Genomic DNA, 17623 nt, shown 5'->3' on the forward strand with positions numbered 1-17623 from the left:
GAGCGCGCGATGGCAAAAATCACCCTCGACAATCTGGCCCATTCCTATCTGCCCAATCCGCAGGGCGAGGATGATTTCGCACTGAAAGAGCTGAACCATGACTGGAGGGATGGCGAGGCCTATGCCCTGTTGGGCGCCTCGGGCTGCGGCAAGACCACCCTGCTGAACATCATCTCCGGCCTTTTGCGCCCTTCGCAGGGGCGGATCCTGTTCAACGATCAGGATGTGACCGATGCGCCGACGGCCGAGCGCAACATCGCCCAGGTGTTCCAGTTTCCGGTGGTCTACGACACCATGACCGTGCGCCAGAACCTGGCGTTTCCACTGAAAAACCGCGGCGCCGATGCCGCCTATATCGCTGCCCGGGTCAATCAGGTGGCACAGATGATCGGGCTCGATGCCGATCTCGACCGGCGCGCCCGTGGGCTGACGGCGGATGCCAAGCAAAAGATCAGCCTGGGTCGCGGCATGGTGCGCGAAGACGTGAACGCGCTGCTGTTCGACGAGCCGCTGACGGTAATCGACCCACATATGAAATGGGAATTGCGCACCCAGCTGCGCGCCCTGCACCACCAGTTCGGTCATACGATGATCTATGTCACCCATGACCAGACCGAGGCGCTGACCTTTGCTGACAAGGTGGTGGTGATGCATGAGGGCCGGGTGGTGCAGATCGGCACCCCGCAGCAGCTGTTCGAGGCCCCTGAACACACCTTTGTCGGCTATTTCATCGGCTCGCCGGGGATGAACCTGATCCCGGCGCGGATCGACGGTGACAAAGCCTATATCAACGGCACCCATATGCAGCTGGCGCGCGGCTACAAGCCGTTGGAGGGCAAGGTCGAAATCGGCGTGCGCCCGGAATTCGCCAAGCTGTCGCAGACCGAGGGCATGCCGATCAAGGTGCGCCGGATCGAGGATGTCGGCCGCCACAAGATCGTGCGCGCCGAATTCTTTGGCTCCGAAATCAACATCATCGCGGATGAGGATGAGACGGTCAGCGCCGATATGAACCGCGTCAGCTTTGATGCCGCCCATATCAATGTCTACGCCAATGACTGGCGGGTTCCCGGAGAGGTTGCCTGATGAACAAGACCGTCAATCAAAAGGCCTGGTTCCTGATCTTGCCGGTGCTGATCCTGGTCGCCTTTTCTGCAGTGATCCCGCTGATGACCGTGGTCAATTATTCGTTTCAGGACACCTTTGGCAGCAATAAGTTCTTTTGGGCCGGGCTGGAATGGTTCGAGGAAATGCTGGCCTCGCAACGGATGTGGGATGCGCTGGGGCGGCAATTGGTGTTTTCGGCGCTGATCCTCGCCATCGAAGTGCCGCTCGGGGTGTTCGTGGCGTTGAACATGCCCAAGCGCGGCTTCTGGGCCAGCTTTTGTCTGGTGATGATGTCGTTGCCGCTATTGATCCCCTGGAACGTGGTCGGCACCATCTGGCAGATCTTCGGTCGGGTCGATATCGGCCTGCTTGGCTATACGCTCGACAAGCTCGGGATCTCTTACAATTACACCCAGGATACCCTGGCGGCCTGGGTGACCATCGTGGTGATGGATGTCTGGCACTGGACCTCGCTGGTCGCCTTGCTGGCCTATGCCGGACTGAAATCGATCCCGGATGCGTTCTACCAGGCCGCCAAGATCGACCAGGCGACGCGCTGGAACGTGTTCCGCTATATCGAGCTGCCCAAGATGTCCGGGGTGCTGGTGATCGCCATCCTGCTGCGTTTCATGGACAGTTTCATGATCTACACCGAACCCTTTGTCGTCACCGGCGGCGGGCCGGGCAACGCTACCACCCTCCTGTCGATCGACCTGGTGAAAATGGCCTTGGGTCAGTTCGATCTGGGCCCGGCAGCGGCGTTTTCGATCATGTACTTCCTGGTCATCCTGCTGATCTGCTGGGTGTTTTTCACCGTGATGACCCATCTCGACAAGCGGGAGACCTGAGCGATGAGCGACATGACCCAATCCCCCAGCACCAGCCGCCGCCTGTCCCTGCCCCGGGTGAACTCCCGTGCCGTGGTGATGACCCTGTACCTGCTGTTCCTCTTGCTGCCGATCTATTGGCTGCTGAACATGAGCCTGAAGACCAATACCGAGATCCTGAATTCCTTTACCCTTTGGCCGCGTGACCTGACCTTTGCCAATTACGCCACCATCCTGACCGATCCGGCCTGGTATATGGGCTATGTCAATTCGCTGATCTATGTGCTGATGAACACCGCGATCAGCCTCGCCGTCGCTCTGCCCGCCGCCTATGCGTTTTCGCGCTATCAGTTCATGGGCGACAAACATCTGTTTTTCTGGCTGCTGACCAACCGAATGGCGCCGCCGGCGGTGTTCGCGCTGCCGTTCTTTCAGTTGTATTCCTCGGTCGGGCTGTTCGACACCCATATCGCGGTGGCGCTGGCGCATTGCCTGTTCAACGTGCCGCTGGCGGTCTGGATCCTTGAAGGGTTCATGCGTGGCGTGCCCAAGGAAATCGACGAAACCGCCTATCTCGACGGCTATGGCTTTTTCCGCTTCTTTACCCGGATCTTCATGCCGCTGATCGCCTCGGGCATCGGCGTCGCGGCGTTCTTTTGTTTCATGTTCTCCTGGGTCGAGCTGCTGCTCAGCCGCACCCTGACCACGGTCGATGCCAAACCCATCGCTGCGATCATGACCCGGACCCAGGGCGCCAGTGGCATCGATTGGGGGGTGTTGGCCGCCGCCGGGGTGCTGACCATCCTGCCGGGCGTGCTCGTCATCTATTTCGTGCGCAATTACATCGCCAAGGGCTTTGCCCTGGGGAGGGTGTGATGATCCTCAGACTGATAAGTGCAGCCTCGCTTTTCTGCGCCGGCACCGCTGCGATGGCTTTCGATCAAAAAGCTATAAACGATAAATGCGATGCCAAGTGGGGGACCGATTTCCGGATGGTCAAATACTGTCGGGAGCACCAGCAGGAAGCAGGTCGGAAAGTCGATGATCTGCGCGCAAGAGTTGTCGGAAACGGCACCGCCGAGATCGTTCTGCGCGACTGTGAGAAAAAATGGGGCACCGACTACCGGATGGTTGCTTATTGCTATGAGAAACAGGCAGACGCTCTCTCTGAGCTTTCGAATTCTCGATCCGATATCCCCAAGAATGTACATGACCTGATTTCAAATAATTGCTCTGAAAAATGGGGAAATAACTTTCGGATGGTTGCGTACTGCATTGAAAAGCAGACTCAAGCTTGGAAGGAGATCCAATAATGGACTGGATGGCATGGACCTGGCCGACGGCGATCTTCTTCATGGTCATCGCGGCGCTGCTGCTCACCTTTACCTTTCTCGCGATCCGGTTTCCGGAAACGCCGCGCACCGGCGTTCTCAGGATCGAAACCACCCGCGGGGATCGACTGTTCATCACGCTTCTCGGCTCGGCCTTTATCAACCTGGCCTGGCTCGGATTGGTCGGGGCAAACCAACCTTATGCCCTGATCGTATGCCTGATCTATGCCGCGGCGGTATTTCGCTGGGTGTAGCTGAGGGAAATCGACGGGTCCGTGACGACAAGGTCACGGGACCGTCAAAGAAAACAAGTGTCTACAATTGGGAGGACATTATGGCCTTGTCACTAAAATCATCCACGGCGGTGATCTTCGCTCTGGCGATGACAACTGCCCCGGCCCTGGCCGACATGAACGATGCAAAGGCGTTCCTGGACAAAGAGATCGGTGACCTGTCGTCGCTTGATCGCGCGGGTCAGGAAGCGGAAATGCAGTTTTTCATCGATGCAGCGAAACCGTTTGCGGGCATGGAAATCAAGGTGGTTTCGGAAACCATCACCACCCATGAATACGAAAGCCAGGTTCTGGCCCCCGCATTCACCGCGATCACCGGCATCAAGGTCACCCATGACCTGATCGGTGAAGGCGACGTCGTCGAAAAGCTTCAGACCCAGATGCAATCGGGCGAGAACATCTATGACGCCTATATCAACGATTCCGACCTGATCGGCACTCACTGGCGCTATCAACAGGCACGGATCCTGTCCGACTGGATGGAAGGCGAAGGCAAGGACGTGACCAACCCCGGTCTCGACATCGACGATTTCGTCGGCAAATCCTTTACCACGGCGCCGGATGGCAAGCTGTATCAACTGCCCGATCAGCAGTTCGCCAACCTCTACTGGTTCCGCTACGATTGGTTTAACGACGAGCAGAACAAGGCCGATTTCAAAGCCAAATACGGCTATGACCTCGGTGTGCCGGTGAACTGGTCAGCCTATGAGGATATCGCCGAATTCTTCACCGGTCGCGACCTGTCGCGTCTGGGTGTCAAAGGCGACGTCTATGGCAACATGGACTACGGCAAGAAAGACCCGAGCCTGGGCTGGCGCTACACCGACGCTTGGATGTCGATGGCCGGTATGGGCGACAAGGGCGAACCGAACGGTCTGCCGGTTGACGAATGGGGCCTCCGGGTGAACGAGAAATCGCAACCCGTCGGTTCCTGCGTTGCGCGTGGCGGGGCCACCAACAGCCCTGCCGCCGTCTATGCGGTGACCAAGGCGATCGAATGGCTGAACAAATATTCGCCGCCTGCCGCTGCCGGCATGACCTTTGGCGAAGCCGGGCCGATCCCGGCGCAGGGCAATGTCGCCCAGCAGATGTTCTGGTACACCGCCTTTACTGCGGATACCGTCAAGCCGGGCCTGCCGGTGATGAACGAGGACGGCACGCCGAAATGGCGCATGGCCCCCTCGCCGCATGGCGCCTATTGGGAACAGGGCACCAAGATCGGCTATCAGGATGCCGGTTCCTGGACCCTGATGAAATCGACCCCGGTCGATCGTGCCAAGGCCGCCTGGCTCTATGCACAATTCGTCACCTCGAAAACCGTGGACGTGAAGAAAAGCCATGTCGGCCTGACCTTCATCCGCGAATCCACGATCCAGCACCAGAGCTTTACCGATCGTGCGGACAAACTGGGTGGTCTGGTCGAATTCTACCGTTCGCCAGCCCGGGTTCAGTGGTCGCCGACCGGCACCAACGTGCCTGACTATCCCAAGCTGGCACAGCTGTGGTGGCAGAATATCGGCGATGCCATGTCGGGCGCCAAGACCCCGCAGCAAGCGCTGGATTCACTCTGCGCCGATCAGGAGAAAGTGCTGGAGCGGCTCGAGCGTGCCGGCGTTCAGGGCGATATCGGCCCGAAAATGAACGAGGCAAAAGAGCCGAACTACTGGCTGAGCCAGCCGGGGTCGCCCAAGGCGAAACTCGCCAACGAAGACGAAGAGCCCAAGACCATCAGCTATGACGAGCTGATCAAGTCCTGGCAGTAAGCGATCTGGTCAGGGCCTCCGGGCCCTGGCCGCCCTGGTCGAGTGCAATCGCGGTTACAGACCGGGAATGTGACATTGCCACGCGCCAAATTCATCCCGACACAGCAAGACAAACCCCATCCAAACGCCGCCTACAGGCAGCGCTCAGCCGATTTCCAGCATATCCACCAATGCGCCCTTGGCTTCGGCGCCAAGATGCACCTCGCCAATATGGCAGGTGATGCTGGCGGCCCTGGTCTCACGCGGGGCGTAGAGAACCGCGTTTGGGTTGCTGGCGCGGATGGGGGCCGAGGTCGCGGTGCAGAGCTGCGGCTGCAGCGCCGCGGGATAGATCAGATGATCGGCAAATTTTCGGCAGAACGCCGCTTTGTTGATCGTGACCGCCTCTTTGAAATAGCCGTGATTGGCCAGGATCGGTTCCAGCGACAGGATCGCGTGATAGGGGCCGGTGGTCTTGCGATCGGCATAGGTCGACAGCGCCGCGATCATATCCTCGACCTGGTTCGGCACCTCGCAGGAATAGGCGATGAACCCGGCGCCGGTCAGGCCAAACAGCCCTTTGCAAGAACTGAAGGCGGTGACATCGGCGACGTCATGCCCCGGTTCCAGCCCGATTGAGGCGGTGGCATCAAGCGCCAGTTTGGCGCCGCAGCGCTTGCTCAGGGCCTCCAGCCCGGCAATCGGCACCAGAACGGCCTCGCTGGTTTCAGCATAGACCGAGAGAACCCAGTCGTAGGGCGCGGCAACCTCATCAATCTGCTGCCAGTCGACCACCTCAACCGATTGAATGAAACCGTCACGGCGGGCCCGGGATTCGGCAATGCTTTTCAAGCGCTTGGCATAGTACCCTGAGTCGACGACCAGGACCTTGCCATAGAGGAAATTGGCAATCATCACCTCGATGGCGCTGCTGCCGGACCCCTGCATGGCGACGGTGCGCGATTGCCCGGCGATGCCGGAAATCGCCGTTAAAACCGCGTCATAGGAGGTCAGAAAAGCGCTGTCGCCACGTCCGAAACAGGGGCGCAGGGCGGCGACGTTTTCATAGATCAGACTGGCGGGGCCAGCGGTGAACAGCGGCTTTTCCGCATTGAACCGGGCAATCGCTTCACGCGACAGGGTGGTGTCAGTCATTCAAGGCTCCTGTTGCGCGCATAAACGCGACCTTGCTCTGGCCCGGGGTTTCCCGAGGGCGGCCAAGATCGGATCTGGCGCCCGGCGCGACCATGATTTCGAGGAAACAGGCATGATCGGTGGCAAGTGCGGCATTGATCGCCGGGGCAATCGCGTCGATTTCGGTGATCCTGTCTGTGAATTGGTATCCCATGGCGCCGGCCAGATCGCAGAGCCGCAGATCCGGCGCGGCGGTTGGCTGCCCGCCGACGGAATCATGCACCTGATTGTTGAACACAAGATGCAGCAGATTGGCCTGCTTGGCGGCGGTGGCCAGATTTCCGGCCTGCATCAGGGTCGCGCCGTCGCCATCGAAACAGACGACCGGCCGCTCCGGTGCTTGCATGGCAATACCGGCGGCGATGGCGCTGGCATGGCCCATGCCGCCGACGCTGAGGAAGGCGGCGATCTCGATGCCCAGAGACTGGCGCAGCTCATAGATCTCGCGCGAGATCTTGCCGGTGGTGCCGACGATCGACGGTCCGTCCGGCAAGGCGCCGAGGGCCGCGGCAATGGCCGCCTCGCGCGTCATCTTGTTGTCCGTGGCTTTGGCGGGTCCGGCGACCTTGCTGAAACTGTCCTTGCGCACGACCAGCGCCGCCGGCTTGTTCTCCGCGCGGGCCAGCTCGATCATCCTGGCGGCAGCGGCCTGTGCCGACGCGCGCCCCATCTCGGGGTGGATGATCGCGTAAGGCGTGTCGAGCAAATCGAGCTGTCCAAGGGTGATTTCGCCCTGCAGCACATGTTGCGGCTCGTCCTTCAGCTGCACCCCGTCGCGCATCTCCCCGCGCCAGCCGATGATCAGCAACATCGGCGTGCCATAGACCTTGGGGCTGGCCAGCGACGCCAGCGGATTCACCGCATTGCCAAGGCCGGAATTCTGCATGAACACCGCCGAAACCGCGCCGCTCGCCAGATGCGCCCCGATCGCCAGCCCGACCGCGCCGCCCTCATTCGCGGTGATCTCCAGCCGCGCCAGCCCCTGTTCGGCGCGCAGCTCGATCCCCGAGATGAAAGGCGACAACAGGGAATCCGGCACCCCAAAGAAATCGCGCAGGCCCAGCGCCGCAAGGTCTTCCAGAAAGTTAGATGTGTTCAGCATCGCCGCCTAGACCGTCCCGGGGATCAGTTTCAGGATCTGGCTGATGGAGATCATGTCATCCTCGACCTCGGCGGTGCGCCCATGTTCAAGGATGCTGCGCGCGGTCTGCTCCATCGCCTTGTAGGAGGCGCGCAGCATATGGTTGGCATAGATCACCATCTTGATGCCATTGGCCTGCAATTCGTGATCGTAAACCTGGTTATAGGACGATGGCACCGCGACGATCGGCACTGTCGGATGGGCCTGCATGAACTGGCGGGTAAAGGCGAAAATCTCGTCTGGTTCCTTTTCGCGGCTGTGGATCATCACCGCCCCGGCCCCGGCCTTGACATAGGCGTCAGCACGGGTCAGCGCGTCGTCGATACCACGGCCCAGGATCAGGCTTTCCAGCCGGGCAATCACCATCATGCCGTGGTATTTCTGGCCCTCGATCCCGGCCGAGATCTTTTCGCAGAATTCCGGGATGCTGGCCTGGGTCTGCGGCACGTCATTGCCGAGCAGCGAGTTCTTCTTGAGGCCGGTCTTGTCCTCGATAATGGCGGCGGCAATCCCCATCCGCTCCATCGTGCGGACCTTCAGCTCGAAATGTTCGGCCTTGCCGCCGGTATCGGCGTCCATGATCAGCGGCTTGGTGGTGACCTCAAAGATCTCGTCGATGTTCTGCAGCCGCCGCGACACATCCAGCGCCTCGATATCGGGCAGGCCCATTTCGGTGCTGTCGGTCAGCGAGCTCGACCAGAACCCATCGAATTGCAGGACATCACCATTGCCGCGCTCGACCTTCATGTGTTCGCCGATCAGCGCTGCCAGCGGGCTGTGCGCCTCAAGAATACGGATGATCCCCTTGGATTGCAGCATCCGCCGGAACGCCCGTTGCTTGGCATAGGGGGTGGCAACCGAGGCCGCCATCTGCGGCGCAATCCGGGAGGAGTCAAATTCGTGACTATAGGGAAACTCGACAAGCTGGCCGCCATATTGCGCCAGCCGGTCCAGCGCCCGTTCGCGCATGCCCTCAAGCGGGCCGTCCCATTTGTCGCCATGCACGAATTTCGCGGGCTTGTGGGTGTCAATTACCACACCGTAATCCCAGACCGTCTGCGGGATCACCGCGTCGACATATTCCAGCGCGTTCAGGATCTCTTCGCGCTGTTCATAGGACAGGAGCGGGGTCGGCTTCTTGTTCTCCAGGGCGCCGTCGGTCAACAGCCCGACAGTGACATGCCCCAGTTTCTTGGCTTCTTTGAGGATTTTCAGGTGACCGGAGTGAAGAATCTCCATGGTCATGCTCACGAATACATCCATATCTTGCCACCGTTCTGAATTTGTAGCGACGTTCCTAGTGGGTTTCGGGCAAGGGTGCAAAGGGTCAGTTTGCAGCAGCGCGCGGGTGGTGCGGGGAAAACAAAAGCCATCCGCTGCCGCAGGCCTGAGGCTGCGCAATCAGCCCGCCCCGCCGCCGGTTCTGAAAACCGTCAATTCGGAAAGATCATCACCTTTGACGCGGCTTTTTCATGCGCCAAGCCAAAGCCGCGCACCGCCTCGTTGAGTGGCAAACGATGCGAGATCATCTTTCTGAACAGTTCTGGATCGCGCGCCATCGCGTCGATGACCCGGGTCCATTCCCGGCGCCGCGACGAATGGCTGGCCCGGATTTGCAGGCGCCGGCGCACGAAATCGGTGGCCGAAAACTGCGCATCGCGGCAATGGATGCCCAGCATCACCAGGATCCCTTCCATCCGCAACAGCGCCAACCCGTCGGTGACGCTGATGCTCTGGCCGGTGGCCTCGAACACCAGATCGGCGCCGCCCATTTCGGCCATCAGCCGCTCGCGGGTGCCGTCTTCGGCAAGGTCGTACAGCCGCTCGAAGCCAAGGCTCCGGCAGGCGTCCAGCCGCAGCGCGTCGTCAAAGCCACAGATCGCCACTTCGGCGGCGCCAGAGAGGCGGGCAAAGATCGCCACCGCCTGGCCGATGATGCCGGGGCCGAGGACAACCACCCGGTCGCCCTGCCCGACGCCACCAACACGCACCGCAGTGGCGGCAACCGCAAGCGGTTCGGTCAGCGCCGCCAGTTCAAAGTCCAGCGCATCGGGGATCGGCAGACAGCCCGAGGCGCGGGCCAGAACCTTGCCGGCAAAGGCGCCGTCCCGGTAGAGGCCCAGGGTCTGCTTGTTCTGGCATTTCTCGCTGTCGCCCGCACGGCAGGCCGGGCAGGCATGACAGGGCGCGGCGGGCATCACCGCGACCCGGTCACCAACCGCGAGTTGGGTCACGTCGGGGCCAACCGCCGTCACCCGACCGGCGAATTCATGGCCAAGGGTGACCGGCAGGAGGTCGGTCATGAATTCATAGCCCGGGGTCCAGTCGTCGACATGCAGATCGGATCCGCAAATCCCCACCGCCGCGACCTCGACCACCACATCGGTGCCCTCTGGCCGCTTCGGATCCGGCACCTCCTCGAGCGTGACGCCGCCCTGGGCCGCAACCTTTCTCAGCGCCTGCATGGTCAGACCTTCCCTTCGAACGCCGCGATTGGCGGATGCGCATCGGGGGAGGTCATCACGTCCAGCAACACCGGTTCATCCGCCGCCAGCGCCTCTTTCAGCGCGGTAACGTAATCCTCAACGGTCTCGCAGCGAATGCCTTTGACCCCGGCGGCGCGGGCCACGCCGGCATGATCCACCTCAGTGAAAAAGATCGCCCCGGTATGAGCGCCGAATTTCGACAGCTCGCCATGTTTTTGGAAGCCGAGGATGCCGTTGTTCAGCACGATCACCGTCACCGGCAGGCCCATGCGACGGGCGGTTTCAAGTTCCTGCCAGGTGTGGCCAAAGCCGCCGTCTCCGACCAGGCAGACCACCTTTTTCTGCGGTTCCGCCGCCTGCGCGCCCAGTGCCAGTGGCAGACCCCAGCCCAGCCCGGCCAGGCCGCGTGGGGTCAGGAACCGCTGCCCGACACGGCGCGCGGTCAGATAATTCACCACCCAGAGCGAGGAATAGCTGGCATCGGCGCAGACGATGGTGTCGGCGTCGATCAGCTTGTCCAGCTCGGCCATCATCCGTTCCGGGCGCAGCGGCGAGGCTTCGGACTGGACCACTGGCGCCGCCTCGGCCAGGCCTTTTTGCCGACCCTCGGCGATCCGCGCCTCCAGCCCTTCGCGGGCCGCCGCGCGGGTGCTCAGACCGACCGCCTTGATCGCGGCTGTCAGCGCCTCGATCCCCAGCCTGGCGTCGCCCTGCAGGCGCAACGCCTCGTAATTGCGGCCGATCTCCATGCCATCAATGTCGAGATGGATGAACCGCGCAGTCTTCGGATAGAGCTTCCAACTGTCGGTGCCGTTCTGGTTTGTGCGGGTGCCGATCAGCAACACCACATCGGCCTCTTCCAGCAACGGTTTCTGGTGGCGAAAGGGCGACTGGGCGCCCAGCGCATTGGCCAGCACCCCGACCGAAAGCGGATGGGTTTCATCGGCCGCGCCCTTGCCCATATTGGTGGTGGCCACCGGCAGATGCGCCTCCTCCTGCAGGGCCGACAGCGCCGCGCAGGCCTGCGACAGATGCACCCCGCCACCGGCGATGACCAGCGGCGCTTTCGCCTGCGCCAGCAGTTCCGCCGCTTCGCGGATCCGGGATGGGTCTGGCACCGACCGGTCGAGCGGGAAATGACCCAGCACCTCGTTGCGGGTGTCGATCGAGGAATGCAGCTCGACCAGCAGATCGGCGGGGCAGAGCAACACCGCCGGGCCGGGTCGCCCGGTGGTCGCGGCGGTGATTGCCATATCGACATAATCCTCGACCCGGGATTCATGGTCGATCCGCTTGACCCATTTGGCGCAGGACGCGAACAGGCCAAAATGGTCGAACTCCTGAAAGGCGTTGCGGTCAGCCTGATCGCGGTTGACCTCTTGCACGATGGCCAGGACCGGCACCGAGGCCTTGGTCGCCTCGGCCAGCGGCGCCACCAACAGGGTGGCCGCCGGGCCATTCTGCGCGGTGACAACGCCGATCTTGCCAGAAATCCGGGCATAGCCATCGGCCATCACGCCACCGGAGTTCTCGGTCCGGTAATTCACCTGCAACATGCCGAAATCCGGCGCCACCAGGTGCAGTGCCGAGGGCAGGCTCTGCCCGAACAGCACCTCGATCCCATTGCGTTTGAGCGCCGCGGCCAGAGTCACGGCGACGGGCGATTGACCGGTATTTTGCATGATGACTTCCCTCTATCCTACGGTAACAAATCATATACCGTGATCCGGCCAAAGGGGCCGCAAACCCGACAGCAACCACATCCTTAGATTTGCTGACCAACGACTTGTCATGGGATTCCTCTAATGTGACGATCCTATATTATATATAAATTTCTAGCCGCAAGGATTTGTCGCTGAAATCCCGCAGCCACGAATTGAGAGGATGACATGGACACTTACACCACCTGGTTTCGTGACGGTATTCCCGCCGCAGTGCCACCATGGAAAGGCTATGCCGCCTTTAACTTTGTCGGTGGCAATATCGACCCCGAGATGGTCGCGATCGATGATCTGGCCGAAAAGGCCGCCGCCGCGATGCGCAAACACGGGCGCGCGATGGCGTTTTACAACATGGGCGACGGACCGCTCGGCTTTGGTTTGCTGCGCGACCGGGTGGCCGAGCGGATGAATCGCACCCGCGGCACCAATGTGACCCGCGACAATGTGCTGATCACCTCCGGCTCCGGTCAGGGGCTTGATCTGTTGAACCAAAGCATGGTCGGTGAAGGTGATACCGTCATCATGGAACAACACACCTATTCCGCCGCCGCCACCCGGCTGAAGAAGCTCGGCGCGACGATCCTGCCGGCACCGCTGGATAGCGAAGGGATCGACATTGACCGGCTGCGCCAGACCCTACAGGCGCTGGCCACCAAGGGGGTCCGCCCGCGCTTTATCTTCACCATCCCGACGGTGCAGAACCCGACCGGATCGATCCTGCCGTTGGAGCGGCGGCATCAGCTGATCGACCTGGCGCGCAACTTTGGCGTGCCGATCATCGAGGATGAATGCTATTCCGAACTGACTTTCGGCGTGGAACGCCCGCCATCAATCTATTCGCTGGCGCCGGATGTGACGATCTATGTCGGCTCCTTCTCCAAGACGATTTCACCGGCAATCCGGCTGGGTTATATTATTGCCGCGCCGGAAATCGTGCGCCAGGTTGCGGCGCTGAAATCCGACAGCGGCACCAGTGCGATGACCCAGGCGCTGGTGGCTGAATTCCTGGACGATGGCTATGACAGCCATATCCGCCGGGTTTCGGACGCGCTGATCCACAAGCTCGAGGTCATCACCGCCGCAGTGAACCGGGAATTCGGCACCAGCGTCGAAGTTGAACGCCCGACCGGTGGCCTGTTCATCTGGCTGACCTTCCCCGAAGGCTTTGACACCCGCCGCCTGACCGCAGCGGCGGACAAGCAAGGGATCATCTTTAACGCCGGGGCCGATTGGTCGGTCGGCGCCGATGCCGGGCTGCGCAACCTGCGCCTGTGCTTCGCGCATCTGCCCGAAAAGGTGCTGGAAGACGGCGTTGCCGCCCTCGCCCAGGTCTGTTTCGAAGAGGCGGGCTTTCCCGAACGCGGTGCCAATTCGGTGCGTCAATGAAAGACACCGGGGCGCAAGTGATGCCGCCGCCGCGTCCGCATTTTCTGGCGCGGCGGCGGTTGAAACAAGCGCTGGCGCTGGATGATTTCGAACGCCTGCCCAAGGGCTTTCTGCCGCGCCCGGTGTTTGCCTATGTCGCTGGCGCTTCGGAAACCGGAGCCACGATTGCCGACAACCGTGCGGTTTACCGCGAGCTTGCGTTTCTGCCCAAAACCCTGGTCAGCGTCACCGGTCGCAGCACCCGAACCCGGCTGTTCGATCAGGAGTATGCCGCGCCCTTCGGCTTTTCCCCGGTTGGGTTCTCGGCCCTCACCGCCTATCGCGGCGATCTGGTGCTGGCCCAGGCTGCCGCCCGCGCCAATATCCCGATGATCATGAGCGGCGCCTCCCTGATCCGGCTGGAAGAGGTCGCCGCCGCGGCGCCGGACTCCTGGTTCCAGATCTATCTGCCGGGCGAGGAAGAGGTGATCCTGTCGATGCTTGACAGGGTCGCCGGGGCCGGGTTCCGCACCTTGGTCCTGACCGTCGACATGCCGGTGGTGTCAAACCGCGAAACCAACTACCGCGCCGGGTTTTCGGCACCTTTGCGCCCGTCGCTGCGGCTGGCCTGGGACGGGATGGTGCGGCCCGAATGGAGCCTTGGCACCTTCCTGCGCACCATCGTGCAACATGGCATGCCGCATTTCGAAAATGCGCGGGTGGCGCGGGGTCCGGCGATCGTATCGCGCAACGTGACCCGTGCCGTCGGCGCCCGCGATCATCTGAACTGGGACCATGTCGATCTGATCCGCCGGCACTGGAAAGGCCGGTTGATCATCAAGGGGATCATGACCCCGGGCGACGCCAAGCTGGCGGTGGCGCATGGCGCGGACGGGGTGATCGTATCGAACCATGGCGGGCGCCAGATGGACAGCCTGCCAGCGCCGCTGCGGGTCTTGCCCGCGGTCGCCGAGGCGGTGGCAGGCCGGGTGCCGGTGATGATGGACAGCGGCATCCGCCGCGGCGCCGATGTGCTGAAAGCACTGGCACTGGGTGCCGATTTCGTCTTTGCCGGACGGCCCTTCATCTTTGCCGCGGCGCTGGCGGGCGCGGCCGGGGTCGATCATGCGATCCGGCTGCTGGCCGAAGAGGTCGACCGCGACATGGCGCTGATCGGGATCAACCGGCTGGCAGAGATGCAGCCGGAAATGCTGATGCGGATTTCCGGGCCCGCATTCGGGCGGTTCGGCCTTTGAGGGCTGAGCTGTAAAGGATTGGCCGCGCGTTGCGCGGCCAAGGCCTCCGGCGGGAATATTTTTGGCAAGATGAAGCGGGACCGGGGCGCCCCGCCCCCGGGGTCAGGCGCCCCAGGCGGCGACGGAGTATACCGTCATGAATTCTCCCGCCCCCAGACTGCGCCCGCGCGGGCATTGCCCGAGGCGCGGATGCCGCCAATAGGCGCAGCTGGCCGTTCATTTCGACCATGCCTGAGCGCAATTGCCATGCCACAAGATTGCGCCCGGCCCCATCAGGATGCGGTCATCCGGCGCATGCGGGCCATGCGGGCGAATGAGGTCACTTCCCTCGTCGTGTTGAGGAAATTCGCCATATGGCGCCGCATCCGCCTGCCGCTGTCGCGATAGAACCTGCGGTTGCTCCCCTTGTCATTTCTCCCAGGGTCTTGGCCCGTTGTCAGTCGTCTTCGGCCAGCAGAATGTCAGGCACCGGCCCGGCGTCGAAGAAATGCAGATGATCGGCCGTGGCGGTCAGGTGGATCGTCTGCCCCGGTTCGACCGAGGTGCGGCCACGGATCAGCACCCGGATCGGTTTCCCGGCGACCCGCGCGGTGATCTGGGTTTCCGAGCCGGTCGGCTCGACCACCGCCACGGTCGCGGGCCAGCCGGTTTCCGCCAGCAGCAGATGTTCGGGACGCACCCCGAGGGTCAACCGGGCGCGCCCTTGTGGATCCGGGATCGGCAGGGTCAGAACCGTGCCGTCATCGAGGCGCAGCGCGGTGCCATCGGCATCGCCCTCAAAGAAATTCATCGGCGGGGATCCGATAAAGGCGGCGACACACAGGCTGGCCGGATTGTCATAGAGGTCAAGCGGCGCGCCAACCTGTTCGACCACCCCGCCATTCATCACCACCACCCGGTCGGCCAGGGTCATCGCCTCGATCTGGTCATGAGTGACATAGACCGTGGTGGTGCCCAGCCGTTGGTGCAACTCCTTGATTTCCGAGCGCATCTGCCCCCGCAGCTTGGCGTCGAGATTGGAGAGCGGTTCGTCAAAAAGGAACACGTTCGGATTGCGCGCGATGGCGCGGCCCATCGCCACCCGCTGACGCTGACCACCGGAAAGCGCCCGCGGCTAGCGGTCCAGCAATGGCTCCAGCCCAAGAATCCGGGCCGCCTCCATCACCCTTGTCTCGATCTCAGGTTTCGGGAACTTTCGCTGGCGCAGCGCAAACCCCATATTCGGCCGCACATCCATATGCGGATAATGCGCGTAGTTCTGGAACACCATGGCGATGTCACGATCCTTGGGGGCGATGTCATTCACCACCCGAGATGTCCTCAAACCCGGCGATCATCCGCAAAAGCGTGGTTTTGCCGCAGCCTGACGGCCCGACCCGCGCGACGAATTCGCCGTCGGGGATATGCACCGAGATCCCGTGGATCACTTCCAGCGTTCCATAGGATTTGTGAATGTTGCGTATATCGACCTGGCTCATCTGTTCCTGTTCCTCCCTCGCCGGACGCATCTGACGCGCCTAACCGGCCCTTTGGTTTTCGAAAATTCCGGCGTCGTGCATTGCGCCGACAAGGTAGATCCCGGCGTTCAATTCATGGGTCCGGGCTACGGCTGCGGCCTCGGCATAGTTGCCGCGTCGAATGTGCTCGACGATCTCTTGATGCTCACCAACGGCCTGTTTCAAACGGGCAAGATCGGGTGGAAAGCCATGCCGCTGCGATGACATCAGCCCCAACATGTTTTCAACGATCCGCAGGCACCACGGGGCAAAGGGCGTGTCGCACAGCATATGGTGGAATTTGCTGTTGAGCTCGGCAAAGGCGTGGACCTCGCCATTGGCCACCGCTTTGTGCGCGGCCTCCAGGTTGGCATCGAGCTGGGCCAGGATCGCGGCGTCGTAATAATCACCGCTAAGTTCGATCGCCAGGCCGCAGATGGCGCCGCGCAGAGCGCTGATCTCATGGATTTGCTCGGGCCGTATCGAGGCCACAACAGCGCCGACATGGTTCTGCACGGTCAACCAGCCCTCAGAGCTGAGCGAACGGATCGCCTCGCGGATCGGCGTTTCGCTCACCCCGAGGGCGTCCGAAACCTCGCGAGTGGTCACCCGGTCCCCGGCGCGCACCTGACCGGACAAAATCGTTTTCTGGATATACCGCCGCGCCAATTCGGTCTTGGTGATATAGCCGTTGTCCTGTGTCATCACATGCCACTCTTTCCTAAGTGTCGGGGTGATCCGTTCTTATCCTTTGGTTGCGCCATCGGCCAATCCTTGGATCAACCATTTCTGGACCAGCAGTGCGAAAATGACGACGGGAACCACGGTGATCGTGCCGACCGCCGTCAAGGCCCCCCAATTTGCGCCGTTGATCGTATCCCCGGCGATCCCGGCAATTGCCACCGGGATGGTCGAGGCCACCCGATTGGTCAGCACCAGGGCGAACAGCAATTCCTCCCAGGCGAGGATCATCGAGAATATCAGCGTCGACAGAATTCCGGGCAGGGAAATCGGCACCAGCAATGGCAGCGCCATCTGCCGGAGCATCGACCACCAATTGGCGCCGTCGATCCTTGCCGTCTCGAATACATCCTTGGGCAGGGCCAGCATCGCGGCGGTGCCGATCAGCACGATGAACGGGGTCCAGCGCCAGGTGTCGATGCTCTTACCAAATTTGGTTGCCACCTCGCGCGGATTCTGCGTCACGGATTTCTCATCCAAATTGACGTGCTTAATCCGCAAGGAGATCAAAGCGCCCACACGGATGCCCGTCAGACACAACAGCGCAAAGACCGCCTTGTCGCGCATCTCGCGTGGCGTGGTCGCGGGCATCATCGCCAGCGCCCGCTTCGCCTGCTTCACGCTGGGGGCCGGTCGGGTTGGGGCGGCGCGTGCCTCCGCCTCGTCGCGGCGGGACAAGTTGAAATAGTCCGCGTCTGCTGCCCTGATCCGACTGCGAAAACCGTCTTGCTGAGAAAGCCACAATGTGAACTCGCGCAGGGTTGCCAGAATGGCGCGGGTGGTAGACTTGCCCAAAGGCTTGCCGCTCGCGCTCTTGGCCTGTTCCAGGTGAGTTCGGAACCCCATGGCCCATTCGATGTGGAACTTGCCGAAATCCTTGCGCCCGTTCCAAACATCGAAGCGCTCAAGTGCTGCAAGTTCCC

Annotated in this window: 15 protein-coding genes and 1 pseudogene; 8 read left to right on the forward strand and 8 right to left on the reverse strand. The window is 61.8% G+C overall.

From position 1 onward, the window contains the following. The first annotated feature begins 9 nt into the window (after positions 1–9). The 6 genes from P1U48_RS02980 to P1U48_RS03005 all read left to right on the forward strand — a co-directional run bounded on the left by P1U48_RS02980 (position 10) and on the right by P1U48_RS03005 (position 5321). Positions 10–1086 (forward strand): ABC transporter ATP-binding protein, encoded by a 1077-nt coding sequence (locus P1U48_RS02980; RefSeq protein WP_301067037.1) that lies wholly within the window; start codon positions 10–12, stop codon positions 1084–1086. Further along, entirely contained in the window at positions 1086–1955 is an 870-nt protein-coding gene (locus P1U48_RS02985; protein ID WP_301067039.1) for a sugar ABC transporter permease, read from the forward strand. Before P1U48_RS02980 ends, P1U48_RS02985 begins: the two co-directional genes overlap by 1 nt. A gap of 3 nt (positions 1956–1958) precedes the next feature. Next, complete coding sequence (locus P1U48_RS02990) at positions 1959–2810, forward strand: carbohydrate ABC transporter permease (RefSeq protein ID WP_301067041.1); 852 nt, start codon at positions 1959–1961, stop codon at positions 2808–2810. Beyond that, positions 2810–3247: a hypothetical protein gene (locus tag P1U48_RS02995; RefSeq protein WP_301067043.1), complete on the forward strand. Its 438-nt coding sequence runs from the start codon at positions 2810–2812 to the stop codon at positions 3245–3247. The genes P1U48_RS02990 and P1U48_RS02995 overlap by 1 nt, the downstream gene beginning before the upstream one ends. After that, positions 3247–3519, forward strand: coding sequence for a DUF2160 domain-containing protein (locus P1U48_RS03000; RefSeq protein WP_301067045.1), 273 nt, complete (start codon positions 3247–3249; stop codon positions 3517–3519). Before P1U48_RS02995 ends, P1U48_RS03000 begins: the two co-directional genes overlap by 1 nt. Positions 3520–3599: 80 nt before the next feature. Further along, a complete protein-coding gene (locus P1U48_RS03005) occupies positions 3600–5321 on the forward strand; it encodes an ABC transporter substrate-binding protein (RefSeq protein WP_301067047.1) in 1722 nt (573 codons plus the stop codon). Between the two features lie 144 nt (positions 5322–5465). Here the strand turns inward: P1U48_RS03005 and P1U48_RS03010 are convergent, their stop codons facing one another. The 5 genes from P1U48_RS03010 to P1U48_RS03030 all read right to left on the reverse strand — a co-directional run bounded on the left by P1U48_RS03010 (position 5466) and on the right by P1U48_RS03030 (position 11803). Further along, on the reverse strand, positions 5466–6455 hold the full coding sequence (locus tag P1U48_RS03010) for a hypothetical protein (RefSeq protein WP_301067049.1): 990 nt from the start codon (positions 6453–6455) through the stop codon (positions 5466–5468). After that, positions 6448–7596, reverse strand: coding sequence for a phosphonopyruvate decarboxylase (aepY, locus tag P1U48_RS03015; RefSeq protein ID WP_301067051.1), 1149 nt, complete (start codon positions 7594–7596; stop codon positions 6448–6450). The genes P1U48_RS03010 and aepY overlap by 8 nt, the downstream gene beginning before the upstream one ends. A 6-nt stretch (positions 7597–7602) precedes the next feature. Next, positions 7603–8898, reverse strand: coding sequence for a phosphoenolpyruvate mutase (gene aepX, locus P1U48_RS03020; RefSeq protein WP_301067065.1), 1296 nt, complete (start codon positions 8896–8898; stop codon positions 7603–7605). A 170-nt stretch (positions 8899–9068) separates the two neighbouring features. After that, the gene (locus P1U48_RS03025) at positions 9069–10100 is read right to left on the reverse strand and encodes an alcohol dehydrogenase catalytic domain-containing protein (protein ID WP_301067067.1); all 1032 of its coding nucleotides are present in this window, start codon (positions 10098–10100) and stop codon (positions 9069–9071) included. Positions 10101–10102: 2 nt separating this feature from the next. Then, positions 10103–11803: an acetolactate synthase catalytic subunit gene (locus P1U48_RS03030; protein WP_301067069.1), complete on the reverse strand. Its 1701-nt coding sequence runs from the start codon at positions 11801–11803 to the stop codon at positions 10103–10105. Between the two features lie 207 nt (positions 11804–12010). Between P1U48_RS03030 and P1U48_RS03035 the strand changes: the two genes are divergently transcribed. Together P1U48_RS03035 and P1U48_RS03040 are read left to right on the forward strand one after the other, a co-directional pair. Beyond that, positions 12011–13228: a PLP-dependent aminotransferase family protein gene (locus P1U48_RS03035; protein WP_301067071.1), complete on the forward strand. Its 1218-nt coding sequence runs from the start codon at positions 12011–12013 to the stop codon at positions 13226–13228. Then, positions 13225–14463 (forward strand): alpha-hydroxy acid oxidase, encoded by a 1239-nt coding sequence (locus tag P1U48_RS03040; protein ID WP_301067073.1) that lies wholly within the window; start codon positions 13225–13227, stop codon positions 14461–14463. Before P1U48_RS03035 ends, P1U48_RS03040 begins: the two co-directional genes overlap by 4 nt. A gap of 436 nt (positions 14464–14899) precedes the next feature. Here P1U48_RS03040 and ugpC read toward each other — a convergent pair. From ugpC to P1U48_RS03055, 3 genes and pseudogenes are all read right to left on the reverse strand, one after another. Then, positions 14900–15941, reverse strand: a pseudogene (gene ugpC, locus P1U48_RS03045) (sn-glycerol-3-phosphate ABC transporter ATP-binding protein UgpC). A gap of 39 nt (positions 15942–15980) precedes the next feature. Continuing rightward, positions 15981–16664, reverse strand: a complete 684-nt coding sequence (locus P1U48_RS03050) for a GntR family transcriptional regulator (protein WP_301067075.1) — start codon at positions 16662–16664, stop codon at positions 15981–15983. 39 nt (positions 16665–16703) lie between these two features. Continuing rightward, positions 16704–17546 (reverse strand): ABC transporter permease subunit, encoded by an 843-nt coding sequence (locus P1U48_RS03055; RefSeq protein ID WP_301067077.1) that lies wholly within the window; start codon positions 17544–17546, stop codon positions 16704–16706. Positions 17547–17623: the final 77 nt, after the last annotated feature.

Source organism: Pseudooceanicola sp., assembly GCF_029213205.1.
GTDB lineage: Bacteria > Pseudomonadota > Alphaproteobacteria > Rhodobacterales > Rhodobacteraceae > Pseudooceanicola.